Annotated in this window: 17 protein-coding genes; 7 read left to right on the forward strand and 10 right to left on the reverse strand. The window is 73.2% G+C overall.

Features of this window, described 5'->3' with window-relative positions:
* The first annotated feature begins 73 nt into the window (after positions 1-73).
* Positions 74-793 (forward strand): hypothetical protein, encoded by a 720-nt coding sequence (locus tag VFG42_RS23505; protein ID WP_324911266.1) that lies wholly within the window; start codon positions 74-76, stop codon positions 791-793.
* A complete protein-coding gene (locus VFG42_RS23510; RefSeq protein WP_414642464.1) occupies positions 790-1,626 on the forward strand; it encodes an ABC transporter ATP-binding protein in 837 nt (278 codons plus the stop codon). Before VFG42_RS23505 ends, VFG42_RS23510 begins: the two co-directional genes overlap by 4 nt.
* On the opposite strand, the gene clpB is transcribed toward VFG42_RS23510, so the two are convergent.
* The gene (gene clpB / locus VFG42_RS23515; RefSeq protein WP_324911268.1) at positions 1,623-4,184 is read right to left on the reverse strand and encodes an ATP-dependent chaperone ClpB; all 2,562 of its coding nucleotides are present in this window, start codon (positions 4,182-4,184) and stop codon (positions 1,623-1,625) included. The two genes, VFG42_RS23510 and clpB, sit on opposite strands and share 4 nt — an antisense overlap.
* 108 nt (positions 4,185-4,292) lie before the next feature.
* Here clpB and VFG42_RS23520 point away from each other — a divergent pair, with 108 nt between their 5' ends.
* Positions 4,293-4,553 carry a hypothetical protein gene (locus VFG42_RS23520; RefSeq protein ID WP_324911269.1) on the forward strand — a complete coding sequence of 87 codons (261 nt, stop codon included), beginning with the start codon at positions 4,293-4,295 and terminating at the stop codon, positions 4,551-4,553.
* Between the two features lie 12 nt (positions 4,554-4,565).
* Here the strand turns inward: VFG42_RS23520 and VFG42_RS23525 are convergent, their stop codons facing one another.
* On the reverse strand, positions 4,566-5,600 hold the full coding sequence (locus VFG42_RS23525; RefSeq protein WP_324911270.1) for a glycerophosphoryl diester phosphodiesterase membrane domain-containing protein: 1,035 nt from the start codon (positions 5,598-5,600) through the stop codon (positions 4,566-4,568).
* Positions 5,601-5,713: 113 nt separating this feature from the next.
* Between VFG42_RS23525 and VFG42_RS23530 the strand changes: the two genes are divergently transcribed.
* Positions 5,714-5,950, forward strand: a complete 237-nt coding sequence (locus tag VFG42_RS23530) for a hypothetical protein (RefSeq protein ID WP_324911271.1) — start codon at positions 5,714-5,716, stop codon at positions 5,948-5,950.
* 10 nt (positions 5,951-5,960) lie between these two features.
* Here the strand turns inward: VFG42_RS23530 and VFG42_RS23535 are convergent, their stop codons facing one another.
* The 8 genes from VFG42_RS23535 to VFG42_RS23570 all read right to left on the reverse strand — a co-directional run bounded on the left by VFG42_RS23535 (position 5,961) and on the right by VFG42_RS23570 (position 13,647).
* Entirely contained in the window at positions 5,961-6,473 is a 513-nt protein-coding gene (locus VFG42_RS23535; RefSeq protein WP_324911272.1) for a heat shock protein transcriptional repressor HspR, read from the reverse strand.
* Complete coding sequence (dnaJ, locus tag VFG42_RS23540; RefSeq protein WP_324911273.1) at positions 6,470-7,612, reverse strand: molecular chaperone DnaJ; 1,143 nt, start codon at positions 7,610-7,612, stop codon at positions 6,470-6,472. The genes VFG42_RS23535 and dnaJ overlap by 4 nt, the downstream gene beginning before the upstream one ends.
* Positions 7,609-8,181 (reverse strand): nucleotide exchange factor GrpE, encoded by a 573-nt coding sequence (locus VFG42_RS23545; RefSeq protein ID WP_324911274.1) that lies wholly within the window; start codon positions 8,179-8,181, stop codon positions 7,609-7,611. The genes dnaJ and VFG42_RS23545 overlap by 4 nt, the downstream gene beginning before the upstream one ends.
* A complete protein-coding gene (gene dnaK, locus VFG42_RS23550; protein ID WP_324911275.1) occupies positions 8,181-10,091 on the reverse strand; it encodes a molecular chaperone DnaK in 1,911 nt (636 codons plus the stop codon). The genes VFG42_RS23545 and dnaK overlap by 1 nt, the downstream gene beginning before the upstream one ends.
* A gap of 87 nt (positions 10,092-10,178) precedes the next feature.
* A complete protein-coding gene (locus VFG42_RS23555; RefSeq protein ID WP_324911276.1) occupies positions 10,179-11,123 on the reverse strand; it encodes a diguanylate cyclase in 945 nt (314 codons plus the stop codon).
* Between the two features lie 59 nt (positions 11,124-11,182).
* Positions 11,183-12,058 carry a hypothetical protein gene (locus VFG42_RS23560; protein WP_324911277.1) on the reverse strand — a complete coding sequence of 292 codons (876 nt, stop codon included), beginning with the start codon at positions 12,056-12,058 and terminating at the stop codon, positions 11,183-11,185.
* The gene (locus VFG42_RS23565; RefSeq protein ID WP_324911278.1) at positions 12,037-12,741 is read right to left on the reverse strand and encodes a DNA lyase; all 705 of its coding nucleotides are present in this window, start codon (positions 12,739-12,741) and stop codon (positions 12,037-12,039) included. The genes VFG42_RS23560 and VFG42_RS23565 overlap by 22 nt, the downstream gene beginning before the upstream one ends.
* A 6-nt stretch (positions 12,742-12,747) precedes the next feature.
* Entirely contained in the window at positions 12,748-13,647 is a 900-nt protein-coding gene (locus tag VFG42_RS23570) for a carbohydrate kinase family protein (protein ID WP_324911279.1), read from the reverse strand.
* A gap of 182 nt (positions 13,648-13,829) precedes the next feature.
* Between VFG42_RS23570 and VFG42_RS23575 the strand changes: the two genes are divergently transcribed.
* From VFG42_RS23575 to VFG42_RS23585, 3 genes are all read left to right on the forward strand, one after another.
* Entirely contained in the window at positions 13,830-14,267 is a 438-nt protein-coding gene (locus VFG42_RS23575) for a CAP domain-containing protein (RefSeq protein WP_324911280.1), read from the forward strand.
* Between the two features lie 15 nt (positions 14,268-14,282).
* On the forward strand, positions 14,283-15,857 hold the full coding sequence (locus tag VFG42_RS23580) for a hypothetical protein (protein WP_324911281.1): 1,575 nt from the start codon (positions 14,283-14,285) through the stop codon (positions 15,855-15,857).
* A 134-nt stretch (positions 15,858-15,991) separates the two neighbouring features.
* Positions 15,992-16,699: a phosphatase PAP2 family protein gene (locus VFG42_RS23585; RefSeq protein ID WP_324911282.1), complete on the forward strand. Its 708-nt coding sequence runs from the start codon at positions 15,992-15,994 to the stop codon at positions 16,697-16,699.
* Positions 16,700-16,701 lie beyond the last annotated feature (2 nt).

A 16,701-nucleotide genomic window follows, 5' to 3' on the forward strand; every position in this document is an offset into this window, starting at 1 on the left:
AGCGCAGCTTCTACCCGATCTGGGTGTTCGGCGGGTCACAGCCCCGATCACCCCTAAGCTGATTGGCACCTTCATGCGACGTCTCGCCACCGGCCTTCCCGTCTCCCTCGCGCTGCTCGTCCCGGCCGCCGCCCACGGCGCCGCGGTGCAGACCGACCGCACCTGCTACCTGCAGACCGCGAAGACCAACGTGACGGTCAGCGGCAACGGCTTCACGCCCGGGGCGGCCTACGACATCGCGCTCGACGGCCAGACGCTGCTCGGCGGCACGCACGCGATCGACGCCGGCGGCGCGTTCCGCGGCGCCTTCGAGCCGCCGGCGCTGGCCACCGACGAGCTGGAGCGCCAGTTCACGGTCACCGCGACGTCCGAGGCCACGAGCGTGAGCACGAAGTTCACGATCACGCAGCTGAAGGCCGACTTCTCCCCGGCCACCGGCGACCCGCAGAAGCTGAAGGTCCGCTTCTCGGTCGCGGGCTTCGGGCTCAACGCGACCAACCCGGACGTCTACGTCCACTACGTCGACCCGAAGGGCAAGCTCAAGGAGACCGTCCGGCTCGGCCGGGCCACGGGCCAGTGCGGGCGAATCGTCAAGACCGCCAAGCGGCGGCTGTTCCCCTTCGACGCGCCGCGGCTGGGCAAGTGGAAGCTGCAGTTCGACACCACCAAGGCCTTCCACAAGGGCGTCAAGGGCAGCCAGTTCCTCTTCTACTCGGTCGGCGTCTGCCTCCAGCCGCCGGGCGCGCCGAAGCCCAGCAAGACCTCGCCCTGCCCGCAGCAGGTGAAGCGCTGAGCGGCACCACGGCGGCGCCGGTCGCGCTCGCGCTGCGTGGCGCGACCGTGCGGCGCTGGTCGACCGCGCTGGGGCGCGAGCTGCGCCTGCTGGACGACGTGGCGCTGGAGGTCCGCGCGGGCGAGCACTGGGTCGTGCTCGGCCCCAACGGCGCCGGCAAGACCACGTTGATGCACCTGGCCGCCGCGATGTCGCAGCCGTCGTCGGGGACCGTCGAGGTGCTCGGCGCGCGCCTGGGCGCGGTCGACGTGCGCGCGCTGCGCGAGCGGATCGGCTTCGTCGACGCGCGGCTGGCGCGGTCGCTGCGCGGCCACCTCACCGGCCTGCAGACCGTGATGACCGGCGCGTTCAACACGATCATCCCGCAGGTCCGGCGCCTGAAGCCCGAGCACGAGGAGCGCGCGCGGGCGCTGATGGCGCTGGTCAGCGCCGAGGAGCTGGCCGACCGCCGCTTCGAGGACTGCTCGCAGGGCGAGCGCCAGCGCCTGCTGCTGGCCCGGGCGCTGATGGCCGACCCCGAGCTGCTGCTGCTCGACGAGCCCGCCGCGGGCCTCGACCTGCCCGGCCGCGAGGGCCTGCTCGGCGCGCTGGCGACGCTGGCGCGCGACCGCCCGGCGCTGCCGACCGTGACGGTCACCCACCACCTGGAGGAGATCGCGCCCTCCACGACGCACGCGCTGCTGCTGCGCTCCGGCCGGATCCTGGCCGCGGGGCCGGTCGCCGACGTGCTCACCAGCGAGCGCGTGTCCGACGCGTTCGCGCTGGCGGTCGACGTGCGCGGCCGCTGCGGCCGATGGGCCGCGGCGGTGCGTCACGGAGCCGACGAGGGCTAGGCCGCGGCGGGCGCGGCGTCGGCGGCCGGGGCCGCCGCGTCGGCCTTGGCGAACGTCAGCTCGCCGTCGGCGGCGTCGACCTTGACGGCGTCGCCGTCGCGGAAGCGGCCCTCGAGGATCCCGAGCGCCAGCTGGTCGACCAGGCGCTTCTGGATCACGCGCTTGAGCGGGCGCGCGCCGTAGGTCGGGTCGTAGCCGAGGTCGCCGAGCAGCGTGCGGGCGGCGTCGGTCAGCTCGACCTCGATGTCGCGCGCGCGGACGCGGGCCAGGACGCGCTCGACCTGCAGGTCGACCACCGCGCCGAGGTGCTCGCGGTCCAGGGCGTGGAACTCGACGATGTCGTCCAGCCGGTTGATGAACTCGGGCTTGAAGTGGGACTCGGCGCCGACCCTCCCGCCCGGGATGTTGGAGGTCATGATCAACACGGTGTTCTTGAAGTCGACCGTGCGGCCCTGGCCGTCGGTCAGGCGCCCGTCGTCCATGACCTGCAACAGCACGTTGAACACGTCGGGGTGCGCCTTCTCGATCTCGTCGAGCAACACCACCGTGTAGGGCCGGCGCCGGACGGCCTCGGTCAGCTGGCCGCCCTCCTCGTAGCCGACGTAGCCGGGAGGCGCGCCGACCAGGCGCGAGACCGCGTGCTTCTCCATGTACTCCGACATGTCGATGCGGACCATCGCGTCCGAGCTGTCGAACATGAACTCGGCCAGCGCGCGGGCCAGCTCGGTCTTGCCGACGCCGGTCGGGCCGAGGAACAGGAACGAGCCGATCGGGCGGTCCGGGTCCTGGAGGCCGGCGCGCGAGCGGCGCAGCGCGTTGGACACGGCGGCGACCGCGTCGTCCTGGCCGATCACCCGCTGGTGCAGGCGCTCCTCCATGTGGATGAGCTTCTCGACCTCGCCCTCCAGCAGCCGGCTGACCGGGATCTTCGTCCAGCGCGCGACGACCTCGGCGACGTCCTCGGCGTCGACGATCTCGCGCAGGAAGCCCGCGTCGCCGTCGGTGCGGTCCTCGCGCTCGGCCAGCTGGCGCTGCAGCTCGGGGATCTCGCCGTGGCGCAGGCGCGCGGCCTCCTCGAGGTTGGCCTCGCGCTCGGCGCGCTCCAGCGCGCGCTGGGCGGCCTCGAGGCGCTCGCGCACGTCCTGGACGCCGACGATCGCGTCCTTCTCGGCCTGCCACTCTGCGGTCATCGCGGCCGACTTCTCCTTCAGGTCGGCCAGCTCGCGGTCCAGCGCCTCCAGGCGCTGCATCGACGCGTCGTCGCTCTCCTTGGCCAGCGACGTGCGCTCGATCTCCAGCTGCAGGACGCGGCGGTCCAGCTCGTCGATCTCGACCGGCTTGGAGTCGATCTCGATGCGCAGGCCGGACGCGGCCTCGTCGATCAGGTCGATGGCCTTGTCGGGCAGGAAGCGGTCGGCGATGTAGCGGTCGCTCAGCGTCGCGGCGGCGATCAGCGCGGCGTCCTGGATGCGGACGTTGTGGTGCAGCTCGTAGCGCTCCTTGAGGCCGCGCAGGATCGCGATCGTGTCGTCGACCGACGGCTCGCCGACCAGCACCGGCTGGAAGCGCCGCTCCAGCGCGGCGTCCTTCTCGATGTGCTTGCGGTACTCGTCGAGCGTCGTGGCGCCGACCGCGCGCAGCTCGCCGCGGGCGAGCATCGGCTTCAGCAGGTTCGCGGCGTCGACCGCGCCCTCGGCGGCGCCCGCGCCGACGATCGTGTGCAGCTCGTCCATGAACAGCACGACGTTGCCGCCGGCGTCCTTGATCTCCTGGAGCACCGCCTTGAGGCGCTCCTCGAACTCGCCGCGGTACTTCGAGCCGGCCAGCAGCGCGCCGATGTCCAGGGAGATGACCTGGCGATCGCGCAGCGACTCGGGCACGTCGCCGTCGACGATGCGCTGGGCGAGGCCCTCGACGATCGCGGTCTTGCCGACGCCGGGCTCGCCGATCAACACGGGGTTGTTCTTCGTGCGGCGGCTGAGGACCTGGATGACGCGGCGGATCTCCTCGTCGCGGCCGATGACCGGGTCCAGCTCGCCGTTGGCGGCGCGCTCGGTGAGGTCGACGCCGAACTTCTCCAGCGCGCGGAACTGGTCCTCGGCGTTCTGGCTGGCGACGCGGTGGCCGCCGGTGACGTCGGGCAGCGCCTCCAGCAGGCGCTCCTTGGTGACGCCGTTGGAGCGCAGGATCTCGCCCGCCTTGCCGCCGTAGCCCGCGAGCGAGAGCAGCAGGTGGTGGACGGAGATGTACTCGTCCTTGGCCTCGCGCATCTCGACCTCGGCGGCGCGCAGGACGCCGAGCAGCTCGGGCGCCGTGGCGGGCTCGTCGGCGTTGGCGAGCGTGGGCAGCGCGTCGAGGTGGGCGTCGACGTCGGCGCGCAGCGTCGCGAGCGGGACGTCGAGCTTGCGCAGGACGCCGGGCAGCACGTTGTCGTCCTGGGCCAGCAGCGCGCTGAGCAGGTGCTCGGGCGTCGCCTGCGCGTGCCTGCGCGCGGCGGCGAGGCTGATGGCGGCCTGGAGGGCCTCCTGGGACTTGATGGTGAAGCGGTCGGCGTTCAAGGTGCTCGGGACTCCTGGGGAGAGGTGCAGATGTGAGTCGAGTGGACTGAGATTTTAGCAGCGTCCGAGCGCGCGTCAACGGGCGTGGGCCGGGGTACGGACAGCGGTATGGACGAGGACGACGAGGAACGGGTTCCCGGAGCGCCGGGCGAGCACACGGGCGCGGGCGGCGAGAACACCGCCAAGCCCGAGGGCGCCGGCGACCAGCCGCTGGGCCCGGCGACCCCGGACGAGCGGCGCCCGCTGGGCGACACGCCCGAGGCGCACGACGAGATCATCCCCGAGGACCTGCCCAAGGACCACCCGGGACGCCACGAGGCCGAGCGTCAGGCGGCGGCCGGCGACGGGACGGCCCAGGGCAACACGTAGGCCGTCGCGCGGTCAGGCGTCGCGGTCGGCGCCGGCGTCCGGGTGCGGGTCCCAGAGCGGCGGCCTGCGGGGCTCCGCGGGCGGCTCGGGCGCGACCGGCGGGGCCCAGCCCGCGGGCGCGGCCGCGTCGGGCCCGGCGTCGTCGGGCCGCGGGGGCGCGGCGCCGGGCACGGGCGGCGGCGGCGACGGCGGCGTGTCGGCCGGGGGCGCGATCGGGTGGCCGAAGGCGTCGCGCTCGGGCGCGCGCGCCGACGGCGCCGCCGTCGGCGCGGCGGCGACCCCGTCGCCCGTCCAGCCCTCCTTGCGCACGCGCAGGTCGAAGTAGACGAGCATCGCGACCGCGGCCAGGAACGGCGTCGCGAAGAGCGACACCACCAGGTTGCTGATCGCCTCCACGACGAGCGCCGCCGTCGAGGTGTCGCTGAACGGCGCGAGCAGCACGCTGCCGACGACCGCGCTGGCGACCGTGACGAGGACGACGGCCACGACGAAGCGCCCGCAGGTCGCCCACCAGCGGCCCTGGACGAGCTTGGTCGAGCGCCCGAGCGCCGGCAGCCCGCCGGTGCCCTCGACGATCATCGCGGGATAGGCGACCGACCACGTGACCGCGAGCCAGATGCCCGGCAGGATGAACGCGAAGAACCCGGCCACGATCCCGGCGACGAGCACGATCCCCAGCCACAGCGTCGCGCCGAGCCGCTCGCCGGCGAAGCGCAGCGACGCCGCCGCGCTGGTCTCGCGCCCGAGGTAGGCGTCGGCGACCAGGCGGTAGCAGGCGACCGTGCCGAAGAGGTAGCCGAGGATCATCAGCGCGATGATCGCCGTGCCGCCGGCGACGTAGTCGCCGCCGTGCCCGCTGCTCGTGCTCTCCGGCGTCAGGAAGGTGGAGCCGACCTTGTGGCCGTTCATCGTCGCCAGGGCGATCACCACGGTCGCCACCTGGATCGGCACCCCGACGACGAGCATCACCGTCGCCAGCGCGCGCCACCGCGCGCGGACGATCTTGATGCTCGCGTCGAGCGTCTCTCCGAGGTTCAGCGGGCGCACGGCCCGCAGGCTACGCGGCGGCGCGGCGCAGCAGCGCGACGAGGTCGACGACCAGCGCGCGGCGGGCGGGCGGCACGTCGTCGGCGAGGATCGACGAGTGCTGCTGTCGAGACATGCTGTCTCGACAGTTGGAAGGGCGGCGGGTCGTCGTCGCCGGCGGCACCTCGGGGATCGGCGAGGCGACGGCGGGCGCGTTCGCCGCGCGCGGCCCTGCTGGAGGAGGTCGAGCGGATCGACCGGTCGGGTCGGCGGCGGACGTCGCCGAGGCGATCGTCCTCGCCGCGACCAACCCCCACATCACGGGCGCGGTGCTGCCGGTCGACGGCGGCTACACGCTGCCGCGCGGCTGACGCCGCGGGCTCAGTCGCGCTCGACCGGGATGCGGCGCGGCCCGCGCGGGGCGGGCGGCGCCGCCGGCGGCTCGGGCTCGGGCTCGGCCGCGGCGGCGGCGGGCGGCCGCGGCACGAGGTCGCGCGTGTGCTTCAAGGGCACCAGCTCGCCGCCGCGCAGCTCGCGCTTGACCTGCTCGATCTGCTCGGCGAACTCCGCCTGCAGATCGGTCGTGCGGCGCTCCAGCGCCTCGACGCGGCGGCGGGAGCGCTCCAGCTCCTGCTCCAGGCGCAGCACGTGCTCGACCCCGGCCAGGTTCAACCCCAGCTCGTTGGTCATCTCCTGGATGCGGCGCAGGCGCTCGACGTCCTCGTGCGAGTACAGGCGCGTGCCCTTCGGCGAGCGCTTGGGCTCGATCAGCCCGCGCTGCTCGTACATCCGCAGCGTCTGCGGGTGCATCTCGGCCAGCTCGGCGGCGACCGAGATCATGAACACACCCCGGTCGGAGCTGACCGTGACCGTGGTCCGCGTCGTGCGCCTCATGAGAACAACCTCGCTCTCGGATCGTCGCCCATGACCTCCGACAGCTTCTCGACCGCCTCGGACTGCTCGGCGCTGAGCGTCGCCGGGACGTCGATGACGAACTTGTAGTGGAGGTCGCCCCGGTGGGCGGGTCCCTTCCCGAGCTTCGGCGGCCCCTCGCCGCGCAGGCGCTGCACCGTGCCGTGCTTCGTGCCCGGAGCGACGCGCAGCTTCTTGCGGCCGTTGAGCGTCGGCACCTCGATGTCGGCGCCCCGGATCGCCTCCGGGATCGTCAGCGGCACCTCGACCTCGAGGTTGTCGCCCTTGCGCTCGAAGATCGGCGACGGCGCGACGTGGGTGATCACGTACAGGTCGCCGGGCGGCCCGCCGTTGCGGCCCGCCTCGCCCTTGCCGGCCAGCCGGACCCGCGAGCCCTCGCGGACGCCGGCCGGGATGTTCACCTTGTAGTTCTTGACGGTCTTCTGCTGGCCGGCGCCCTGGCAGGTCGGGCACGGGTCCTCGATGATCGCGCCGGACCCGTGGCACCGGGAGCACGGCTGCGAGATCGAGAACAGGCCCTGGCCCTGGGACTCGATGCCCCGGCCCTGGCACTTCGGGCAGACCTTCGGCGAGGTGCCGGGCTTGGCGCCCGTTCCCCGACAGGTCGGGCACGGCTGCGTCGTGGCGACGCTCAGCGGGATCTGCGCGCCGTTGATCGCCTGCTCGAAGGAGATCGCGACCGACGACTCGAGGTCCTTGCCGCGCTCGGCGCGCGGGCCGGTGGGCTGCGTGCGCTGCTGACGCCCGCCGCCCGGGGCGCCCCCGCCCTGGCCGCCGCCCCCGAACAGGTTGGACAGGATGTCCTGGAAGCCGCCGAAGTCGCCCGCGCTGAACCCGCCGGACGGGCCGCCGGAGCCGCCCGCGCCGCCGGCGCCGCCCATGCCGAAGATCCCGCCGCGGTCGTACTGCTTGCGCTTGTCGGGATCGCCGATCAGGTCGTAGGCGGCCTGGACCTCCTTGAACTTCTCCTCGGCGGAGGCGTCGCCCGGGTTGCGGTCCGGGTGGTACTGGCGGACCAGGCGGCGATGGGCCTTCTTGATCTCCTCCTGGGACGCCTTGCGATCGACCCCAAGGATCTTGTAGGGGTCGCTCGGGCTCACGCCGCCACCACGACCTTCGCCGCGCGGAGGATCTCCTCCTTGTAGCGGTAGCCCGGCTGGTAGACCTGCGTGATGATCCCCGCGTCGACGCCCTCGGCGGGCATCTGCGCGACGGCCTCGTGCTGGTGGGGGTCGAAGACCTCGCCCGCGGGGGCGTACTGCTCGATGCCCACGCGGGTCAGCGCGCCCAGGAGGTCCTGCTGGACCAACCTGATGCCCTTGGTCAGGTGGTGCTCGCCCTCGCCCTCCTCGGCCTCGGCGGCGGCCAGCGCGCGGTCGAGGTTGTCCAGCGACGGCAGCAGCTCGCGCGCCAGGCGCGCGACGCCGCGGGCCTGCGCGACCTCGACGTCGCGCCGCGCCCGCTTGCGGATGTTGTCCGTCTCGGCGGCGGCGCGCAGGTACAGGTCCTTGAAGTCGGGCTCGTCGACCTCGGGCGCCTCGACCGCGCCGTCCTGCGCGTGCTCGGCGACGTCGTCCTCCACGGACGCGTCCACGGGCGCCTCGGCGGCGGTCTCCTCGACCGCCGCCTCCTCGTGCCCCACGTTGGGCTCGTGCTCGGCGCCGCTCACTACTTGCCCTCGTCCACGACCTCGGCGTCGACGACGTCCTCGTCGCCCGACCCGGAGGCGCCGTCGCCCGCGGGCGCGCCGTCGGCGGCCGCGGCGGCCTGCTGCTGCTGGGCCTTCTCGTACATGGCCTCGGAGACCTTGTGGAAGGCGTTCTGCAGCGCCTCGGCCTTGGCGTTGATCTCGTTGGGGTCCTCGGACGTCAGGGCGTCGCGCACCGCGGTGATCGCGGCCTCGATCTCGGTCTTGGACTCGGGGTCGACCTGGTCGCCGAGGTCCTTGAGCTGGCGCTCGGCCTGGTAGGCCGCGTTCTCGGCGTTGTTGCGGGCCTCGGCCAGCTCGCGCGCCTTCTTGTCCTCCTCGGCGTGCGCCTCGGCGTCGCCGACCATCGACTTGATCTCGGCGTCGGACAGGCCCGAGCCCGCCTTGATCTCGATCTTCTGCTCCTTGCCGGTGCCCAGGTCCTTCGCGGACACGGCGAGGATGCCGTTGGCGTCGATGTCGAACGTGACCTCGATCTGCGGGATGCCGCGCGGTGCCGGCGGGATGCCCGTCAGCTGGAACTTGCCCAGCGACTTGTTGTAGGTCGCCATCTCGCGCTCGCCCTGCAGGACGTGGATCTCGACCGACGGCTGGTTGTCCTCGGCCGTCGAGAAGACCTCGCCCTTGCGGGTCGGGATCGTCGTATTGCGCTCGATCAGCTTGGTCATGACGCCGCCCTTGGTCTCGATGCCCAGGGTCAGCGGGGTCACGTCCAGCAGCAGGACGTCCTTGACGTCGCCGCCCAGGACGCCGGCCTGGATCGCCGCGCCGACGGCCACGACCTCGTCCGGGTTGACGCCGCGGTGCGGCTCCTGGCCCGTGAGGTCCTTGACCTTCTCCTGCACGGCCGGGTTGCGCGTCATGCCGCCGACGAGGACGACGTGGTCGACCTTGTCGGTGCCCTTGGCCTTGGCGTCGTCCAGCGCCTGGCGGACCGGCGCGACGATGCGGTCGAGCAGGTCGGCGGTCAGCTCGTTGAACTTCGCGCGGGTGAGGCGGACGTCGAGGTGCTTGGGGCCGCTCTGGTCGGCCGTGATGAACGGCAGGTTGATCTGGGACTCCTGCGCGGTGGACAGCTCGATCTTGGCCTTCTCGGCGGCCTCGTAGAGGCGCTGGAGGGCCATCGGGTCCTGCGTCAGGTCGATCGCCTGGTCGCGCTTGAACTCGCTCGCGAGCCAGTCGACGATCGCCTTGTCCCAGTTGTCGCCGCCGAGGTGGTTGTCGCCGGCGGTCGACTTGACCTCGAAGACGCCGTCGCCGATCTCCAGCACCGACACGTCGAACGTGCCGCCGCCGAGGTCGAAGACGAGGATCGTCTGGTCGGTGTCCTTGTCGAGGCCGTAGGCCAGCGAGGCCGCGGTCGGCTCGTTGATGATGCGCTTGACGTCGAGGCCGGCGATCTTGCCGGCGTCCTTGGTCGCCTGGCGCTGGTCGTCGTTGAAGTACGCGGGGACGGTGATGACCGCGCCGTCGACCGTCTCGCCCAGGTAGGCCTCGGCGTCGGCCTTCAGCTTGGCCAGGATCATCGCGCTGATCTCCGGCGGGCTGTACTGCTTGCCGCCGGCGTCGATGCGCGCGTCGCCGTTGGGGCCGGAGACGACCTTGTAGGGGACGATCGACTCCTCCTCGCGCACCTCGGCCTCCTTGCGGCCCATGAAGCGCTTGACGGAGAAGACGGTGTTCTGCGGGTTGGTGACCGCCTGACGCTTGGCGACGGTGCCGACGAGGCGCTCGCCGCTCTGCGCGAAGGCGACCACCGACGGGGTGGTGCGACCGCCCTCGGCGTTCTCGATGACGGTCGGCTCGCCGCCCTCGAGGACGGCCATGCACGAGTTCGTCGTGCCGAGGTCGATGCCGATGGTCTTGCCCATGTTGGGGAGTGGCTCCTTCGTCGGGGTCGGTCGGGGAAGATCTTAGTGAGAGTGTAGTAGATCTTTTTCCCATCGCGATGTGAGGCGTCAGGCGGCCTTGACCGCGCGCTTCAGGACCACGCGGTCGCGGCCCGCGGCCTTGGCGGCGTAGAGCGCGTGGTCGGCGCGCGCGACGAGGTCGTCCAGCTCCTCGCCGGTCCAGGCGGTGACGCCGATCGAGATCGTCACGCGCAGCTGCGCGCCGCCGGCCTCGATCGGCGTGCCCGACACGCCGAGGCGCAGCGCCTCGGCGACCGCGACCGCGCCGTCGGGCGTCGTCTCGGGCAGGGCCACCACGAACTCCTCGCCGCCCCACCGGCCGACGACGTCCTCCCGCCGCACGCGCTCGCGCAGCCGTGCCGCGAGCTCGCGCAGGACGACGTCGCCGACGGCGTGTCCGTGCTCGTCGTTGATGGCCTTGAAGCGGTCCGCGTCCACCAGGAGCAGGGCGAGCTGATGGCCGTGACGGCGGGCGCGGCTGATCAGCACGTCGATCTGCCGCGACGCGCCGCGGCGGTTGGGCAGCTCGGTCAGCTCGTCGCCGTAGGCGAGGTCCTCGAGGTCGCTGAAGCGCCGCAGCGCGAGGTCCAGCAGCTGGCGCGACCGGTAGGCCAGCCGCACGCGCGCGATCAGCTCGGGCGCCGCGCCGTCGGTGGTCCACACGTCGACCGCGCCGTCGGCCAGCGCGGCGCAGACCGCCGCGACGTCGGCGCCCGGGTGCAGCAGGATCACCGCGACGCCGAGCAGCTCCGGATCGCCGGCGACGTCCCGCACGAGCCCGCCGCCGCGCGCGGAGCCGCCGTCCAGCTCACGGTCCAGCAGGACGACCTGCGGGCGCTCGGCGCGCACCCGCTCGGCCGCGTCGTGGCGCTCGTCGGACTCCAGGACCTCGGCGCCCACGTCCTCCAGGAGCGCGCGGACGGACGCGCGCGCGGACGCGTCACGGTGCGCGACGAGCACGCGCACGTGCTGCAGGGGCTGGGCCGGGGACATGCTGGACGCCGCTATTCCCCTCGGGGACGCCCAGCGAACCTCCGCGCGATGCCTAGGCGTCAGCGCTCGGGCAGCCGGGCGCGGATCGCGGCCCCGAACTCCGACAGACGTCCAGGGTCGCCCATGAAGAACAGCGACGGCTCGGTCAGCTCCAGCTCCAGGACGACCGGGGCGCCCGTGTCGTCCTCGACGAGGTCGACGCGCGCGTAGGCCAACGTCCCGAAGCGCTCGGTGGCGAAGGCCAGCACGCGCTCGGCGACCGCGCGCTCGGCCGCGGTGGCCTCGCGCGGCTCGATCGTCTCGGCCAGGAAGACGTCGGCGGTCGGGTCGACGCCGTGCTCGAGCAGCGGCCCCTTGTGGATCGCGTGCGAGAACGTGCCGTCGAAGAACAGCGTCGCGGTCTCGCCGCGCGCGTCGACCGACGCCACGTAGGGCTGGACCATCGCGGTGCGGCCCGAGGCGTGGATGGCCTCGACCAGCGACGCGGAGCGCGCGGCGTCGGCCGGGTCGGCGGTGAACCGCGCGGTGTCGCGCGAGCCCGCGCTGACCGTCGGCTTGACCACGTAGTCGTCGACGCCGGCGGGTGGCGCGAACGGCGCGCCGGGCTCGACCAGCGCGGTCGACACGACCGGCAGGCCCGCGTCGGCCAGCTCGCGCAGGTAGCGCTTGTCGGTGTTCCAGGCGACCACGTCATAGGGGTTGACGAGCCGGTCGCCGAGGCTCCGCGCCCAGGCGAGATACCGGTCGCGACGGCCCTGGTAGTCCCACGTCGAGCGCAGGACGACCAGGTCGTAGGCGGACCAGTCGACCGCCGGGTCGTCCCAGACGACGAACGTGACGTCGCCGCCGATCGCGGCCGGGAGGCCGGCGTCGTCCTCGTCGCCGGCGGGGAAGGCCGAGCAGGTGGCCAGCGCTACACGCGCTTCTCGGGACATGTTCTCCTCAGGGCGCACGCGGCGCAGTCGGGCCGCTGCGCGTGGCAGGTCCGGCGCCCGTGGCGCAGGAGGTTGACGTGGAACTCCAGCTCGGCGCCGGGCGGGGTCAGCGCGAGCATCTCGTCGTGCAGCTCCTCGAAGGGCGCGCCGGGGCGCAGCAGGTGCAGGCGCATGCCGACGCGCGAGACGTGCGTGTCGACGGGCACGTCGCGCAACCCGTAGGAGAACAGCAGGACGCAGGCGGCGGTCTTGCGGCCGACGCCGGGCAGGTCGCACAGGAAGTCGCGCGACTCGGCGACGGGGACGTCGCGCATCCAGCCGAGGTCGAGGCCGTCGACGCGGTTGGCGGCCTCGATCGCGACCAGGATGTCGTGGATGCGCTGGGACTTGACCTTGGAGATCCCGCCCGGGCGGATCGCCTCCTCGACCTCGGGCACCGGCGCGTCGCGCACCGCCTCCCACGTGTCGAACCGGTCGCGCAGGCGCAGGAACGCGACATCGCGGTTGCGGTCGTTGGTCGACTGCGACAGCACGGTCAGCACCAGCTCGGCCAGCGGGTCCTCGTGCGGCGGCTGGACCGGCACGCCGTAGACGTCGCGCAGCCGGTCGCGGATGCGCTCCACGCGCGCGCGGGACGGCGCGCGCCACCGGTCCCGCGGAACGGTTGCGAGCTTCGCGGCCATCGGCGCCTAGTCCAGCGCCCCGTAGCGCTCGGTCGCGCGCGCGGCGGCGGCCATCGCGTCGGGCAGCATCGCGGCCAGCGCCGCCGGGTAGAAGCCGGTGCGCGCCAGGCCGCTGAGCAGCACGCCGGTGACGGCGTCGCCCGCGCCGGTGGCGTCGACGGGCTCGGCGGCCACGCCGCGCGCGTCCCGGTCCAGCCCGCCGCCGCGCAGCAGCGCGCCGTCGGCGCCGAGCGTCACCACGACGTGCTGGGCGCCGGCGGCCAGCAGCGACCGCGCGGCCGCCTCGACCTCCAGCTCGCCGGTCAGGGCCAGCGCCTCGTCGGCGTTGCACTTGACCAGGAACGCGCCCTCGACGCACGGGCCGACGACCGCGACCGCCGCGCTGCGCGAGCGCCAGCGCTCCAGGCGCAGGTTGGGGTCCAACACGATCGGCTTGCCCGCCGCGCGGGCCGCGTCGCGGGCGGCCAGCGTGACCGCGCGCTCGTCCTCGTCGACGAGCGTGTTGGACGAGAAGAACAGCGCGTCGGAAGCGTCGACGGCCTCCACCAAGCGATCTCCCAGACCGGTGATGGCGGCGCGCACGCCGGCGCCGTAGATCGAGAACGACGGCTGCGCGTCCCGGTCGAGCGTGACGAACGCGACCGGCGTGACGACGTCGGCGCGCCGCTCGAACCAGGTCAGGTCGACGCCCTCGGCGGCCAGGCGCTCGTGCAGCCAGCCGCCCCACGCGTCGGTCCCGACGCCGCCGGCCAGCGCGACGTCCGCGCCCCGGCGCGCCGCGGTGACGGCCACGTTGGCGATCGCGCCGCCGAACCGGGGCACGAAGGCGTCGGCCTCGGAGATCGAGGCCACCGGCCGCTCGCAGACGAGGTCGACGAGCGCCTCACCGACGCAGAGGGTGCGCATCGCGGCCACACGGTACGTCACGGCCCGCCGCGACGGGCGCCGCGTTGCAAGGCTTCACCAGTTCGACACGGCGTCGATCTGAAAGGGCGGATAGGGTCCCGCCTTCGTCGCCGGACCACCGGGCAGGGATCGCCCGCGTCCCGTTCCGACCACCCCACCGGACCTGGAGACCTGAACCCCCCATGCCCGCCGCCGCGCCCCCGCCCGCGCACACCACGTCGTCACGGGCCGAGATCGCGATCGTCCGCGAGATCAACCGCGTTCGCCGTACCCATCACCTCAAGCCGGTCAAACTCATCGCGCCGCTGGCCAAGGTCGCCCGCCGGCACTCGTCGCTGATGCTCAAGCACGACGCGCTGACGCACTCCTCGTTCGACGGGTCGTCGTTCTCGACGCGGCTGGCCAAGGCCGGCAAGCGCCGCACCTACGGCGAGACGCTCGCCTGGGCGCCCGACGGGTCGCACGTCAACGCCAAGGCCCTGCTGAAGCTGTGGCTGACCTCCGCCCCGCACCGGCACGTGCTGCTCGACGGCCAGCTGCACCGCGTCGGCGTCGGCCGCGTGCACGGCAAGCTGGCCGGCCAGGCCGGCGACGCGATCACCGCGGACTTCAGCTCGTAGGCTCAGCGGCTCCACGTGAGCCGCCTGTCCGTCAGAAGCACCCCCGCCTGGCTGGTCGCCGCCGTGCTGGCGGCGATCTACCTGGTCGTCGACCCGCCGTCGGCCGACCTGGCCGCGCAGACCTACCGCACGGGCCTGTTCGACCGCGCGGGGTTCGTGGTCTTCGACCTCGGCTGGTACGGCGGCCACCACAACCCGGCCTACTCGATTCTGTTCCCGCCGCTGGCCTCGTGGTTCGGCCCGCGGCTGGTCGGCGCGGCGGCGGCGGTGGCGACCGCGTGGGCCTACGAGCGGCTCGTCGGGCGCGCCACGACCGCGGCGCGGGTCTCGGCGCTGTGGTTCGCGACGGCGACGATGGTCTCGCTGGTCACCGGGCGGCTGACGTTCGCGCTCGGGCTCACGCTGGCGACGCTCGCGGTGCTGGCGCTGGCGCGCGAGCGCCTGGCGTGGTGCGGGATCGCGGGCGCGGCGGCGGCGCTGGCCTCGCCGGTGGCGGTCGCGTTCCTGGCGCTGCCGCTGGCGGCGTGGGGCGTCGTCACCCGCCGCTGGGTCGCGGCGGGCGCGCTGCTGGCGGTGTCGATCGCGCCCGCGGCGGCGCTGTCGCTCCTGTTCCCCGAGGGCGGCTCGTTCCCGTTCACGCCGTCGGCGTTCTGGCCGACGCTGGCGGGCACGCTGCTGGTGATCGCGGTGCTCTGGCGGCCCGCGCCGCCGATGCTGCGCATCTCGCTCGTGCTCTACGCGCTGCTGCTGGTCGTCAGCGGCGCGATCTCCTCGCCGATGGGCGGCAACGCGGCGCGCCTGGGCGCGATCCTCGCCGGGCCGCTGGCCGCGCTGCTGCTCTGGGACCAGCGACGCAGGCTCCTGGCGCTGGTCGCGCTGCCGTTCCTGTACTGGCAGCTCTCCGCGGCGGTGGACGACGTCCGGCGCGCGTCGTCCGACCCGTCGGTGCGCGCGTCGTTCTACGACGGGCTGCTCGGCTACCTGCACGCCCAGCAGCGCGTCGACGGCCCGTTCCGGATCGAGATCCCGTTCACCGACAACCACTGGGAGTCGGCGCACGTCGCGCCGACCGTGCCGCTGGCGCGCGGCTGGGAGCGCCAGCTGGACCGCAAGCTCAACACGCTCTTCTACGACGACGGCGCGTTCTCGGCCCGCGCCTACGAGGCGTGGCTGCACGACAACGCGGTCCGCTACGTCGCGCTGGCCGACGCGCCGATCGACTACAGCGCCGCGAAGGAGGCCGCGCTGGTGCGGACGGAGCCGGCGTTCCTGCGCGAGGTCTGGCACGACGCGCGCTGGCGCGTCTTCGCGGTGGTCGATCCGACGCCGTTGGCGAGCGGCGGCGCGCGGGTGACGCGGATGGCCCCCGACCGGCTGGACCTGACCGTGCCGCGCGCCGGGACCTACGCGGTGCGCGTCCGCTTCACGCCCTACTGGCGTGTGGACGGCAGCGGCTGCGTCCGGCCCACCGATCCGGCCGACGACGCGTCCTGGACGACCGTCACGGCCCGCGCCGCGGGACCGCTGCGCCTCCGCGCCGGCTTCTCGCTGGACCGCGTGCGCGCGACCGCTGAGCGCTGCTCCGGTTAGCGCCTGTTAGGTGTGGGCACCCCCACTGTGTGCAAACGGTGGGGACCGATAGAGTCGGGCGTTCCATGCCGGTCGGTTTGACACGACTCATGGGACGGGTTTTTCCGAACGGTCCGTTCGACGTCCTCCGCCAGGTGGCGCTCTTCGCGCTCGCCTACTACGCCTACCGGCTCACGCGCGGAGCGATCGACGACCCGCAGGGCGCGGCCGCGGCCTTCCAGCACGCACGCGACCTCGTGTCGATCGAGCAGGCCACGGGCCTGTTCATCGAGCCGACCGTGCAGACCTGGACGAGCGGCTGGTCGTTCGCGACCGACGTCGCCTCGTGGATCTACATCAACGCCCAGACCACGATCTGCCTGGCCGCGTTGATCTACATCTACCTGTTCCACAACGAGCGGTACTACTTCGTCCGGAACATGTTCATGGTGGCGATGGCGATCGCGCTGGTCGGCTACGTGCTCTACCCGACCGCCCCGCCGCGCTTCTTCCCGGAGCTCGGGTTCCAGGACACGGTCAGCAACTACGTCGGCGTCGACCACAACGACGTCAAGGTCAACGCGCTGTTCAACCCGTACGCCGCGGTGCCGTCGATGCACTGCTGCAACGCGCTGCTGATCGGGTGGTCGCTGGCGCAGATGGTCAAGAGCCGTCCGTTCAAGATCCTGTGGGCCGTCTACCCGCTGATCCTGGTGTGGGTCGTGGTCTCGACCGGCAACCACTGGATCCTCGACGCGATCCTCGGCGGGGCGACCGCGGCGCTGAGCTTCTACGCTGCCAAGTGGCTCGCGCAGATGCGCCCGGAAGCGTGGGCCTTCTCGCCCGCCAAGGCCACGGCCTAGAA

Origin of the sequence: Baekduia sp. (assembly GCF_035685985.1) — a bacterium.
In the GTDB taxonomy this organism is placed as follows: domain Bacteria; phylum Actinomycetota; class Thermoleophilia; order Solirubrobacterales; family Solirubrobacteraceae; genus Baekduia.

Coding starts and splice junctions, on each gene's coding strand:
- VFG42_RS23505 (WP_324911266.1), top strand. CDS start 74: ATGCGACGTCTCGCCACCGGCCTTCCCGTCTCCCTCGCGCTGCTCGTC.
- VFG42_RS23520 (WP_324911269.1), top strand. CDS start 4,293: ATGGACGAGGACGACGAGGAACGGGTTCCCGGAGCGCCGGGCGAGCAC.
- VFG42_RS23530 (WP_324911271.1), top strand. CDS start 5,714: ATGCTGTCTCGACAGTTGGAAGGGCGGCGGGTCGTCGTCGCCGGCGGC.
- VFG42_RS23535 (WP_324911272.1), bottom strand. CDS start 6,473: ATGAGGCGCACGACGCGGACCACGGTCACGGTCAGCTCCGACCGGGGT.
- dnaK (WP_324911275.1), bottom strand. CDS start 10,091: ATGGGCAAGACCATCGGCATCGACCTCGGCACGACGAACTCGTGCATG.
- VFG42_RS23555 (WP_324911276.1), bottom strand. CDS start 11,123: ATGTCCCCGGCCCAGCCCCTGCAGCACGTGCGCGTGCTCGTCGCGCAC.
- VFG42_RS23560 (WP_324911277.1), bottom strand. CDS start 12,058: ATGTCCCGAGAAGCGCGTGTAGCGCTGGCCACCTGCTCGGCCTTCCCC.
- VFG42_RS23565 (WP_324911278.1), bottom strand. CDS start 12,741: ATGGCCGCGAAGCTCGCAACCGTTCCGCGGGACCGGTGGCGCGCGCCG.
- VFG42_RS23570 (WP_324911279.1), bottom strand. CDS start 13,647: ATGCGCACCCTCTGCGTCGGTGAGGCGCTCGTCGACCTCGTCTGCGAG.
- VFG42_RS23575 (WP_324911280.1), top strand. CDS start 13,830: ATGCCCGCCGCCGCGCCCCCGCCCGCGCACACCACGTCGTCACGGGCC.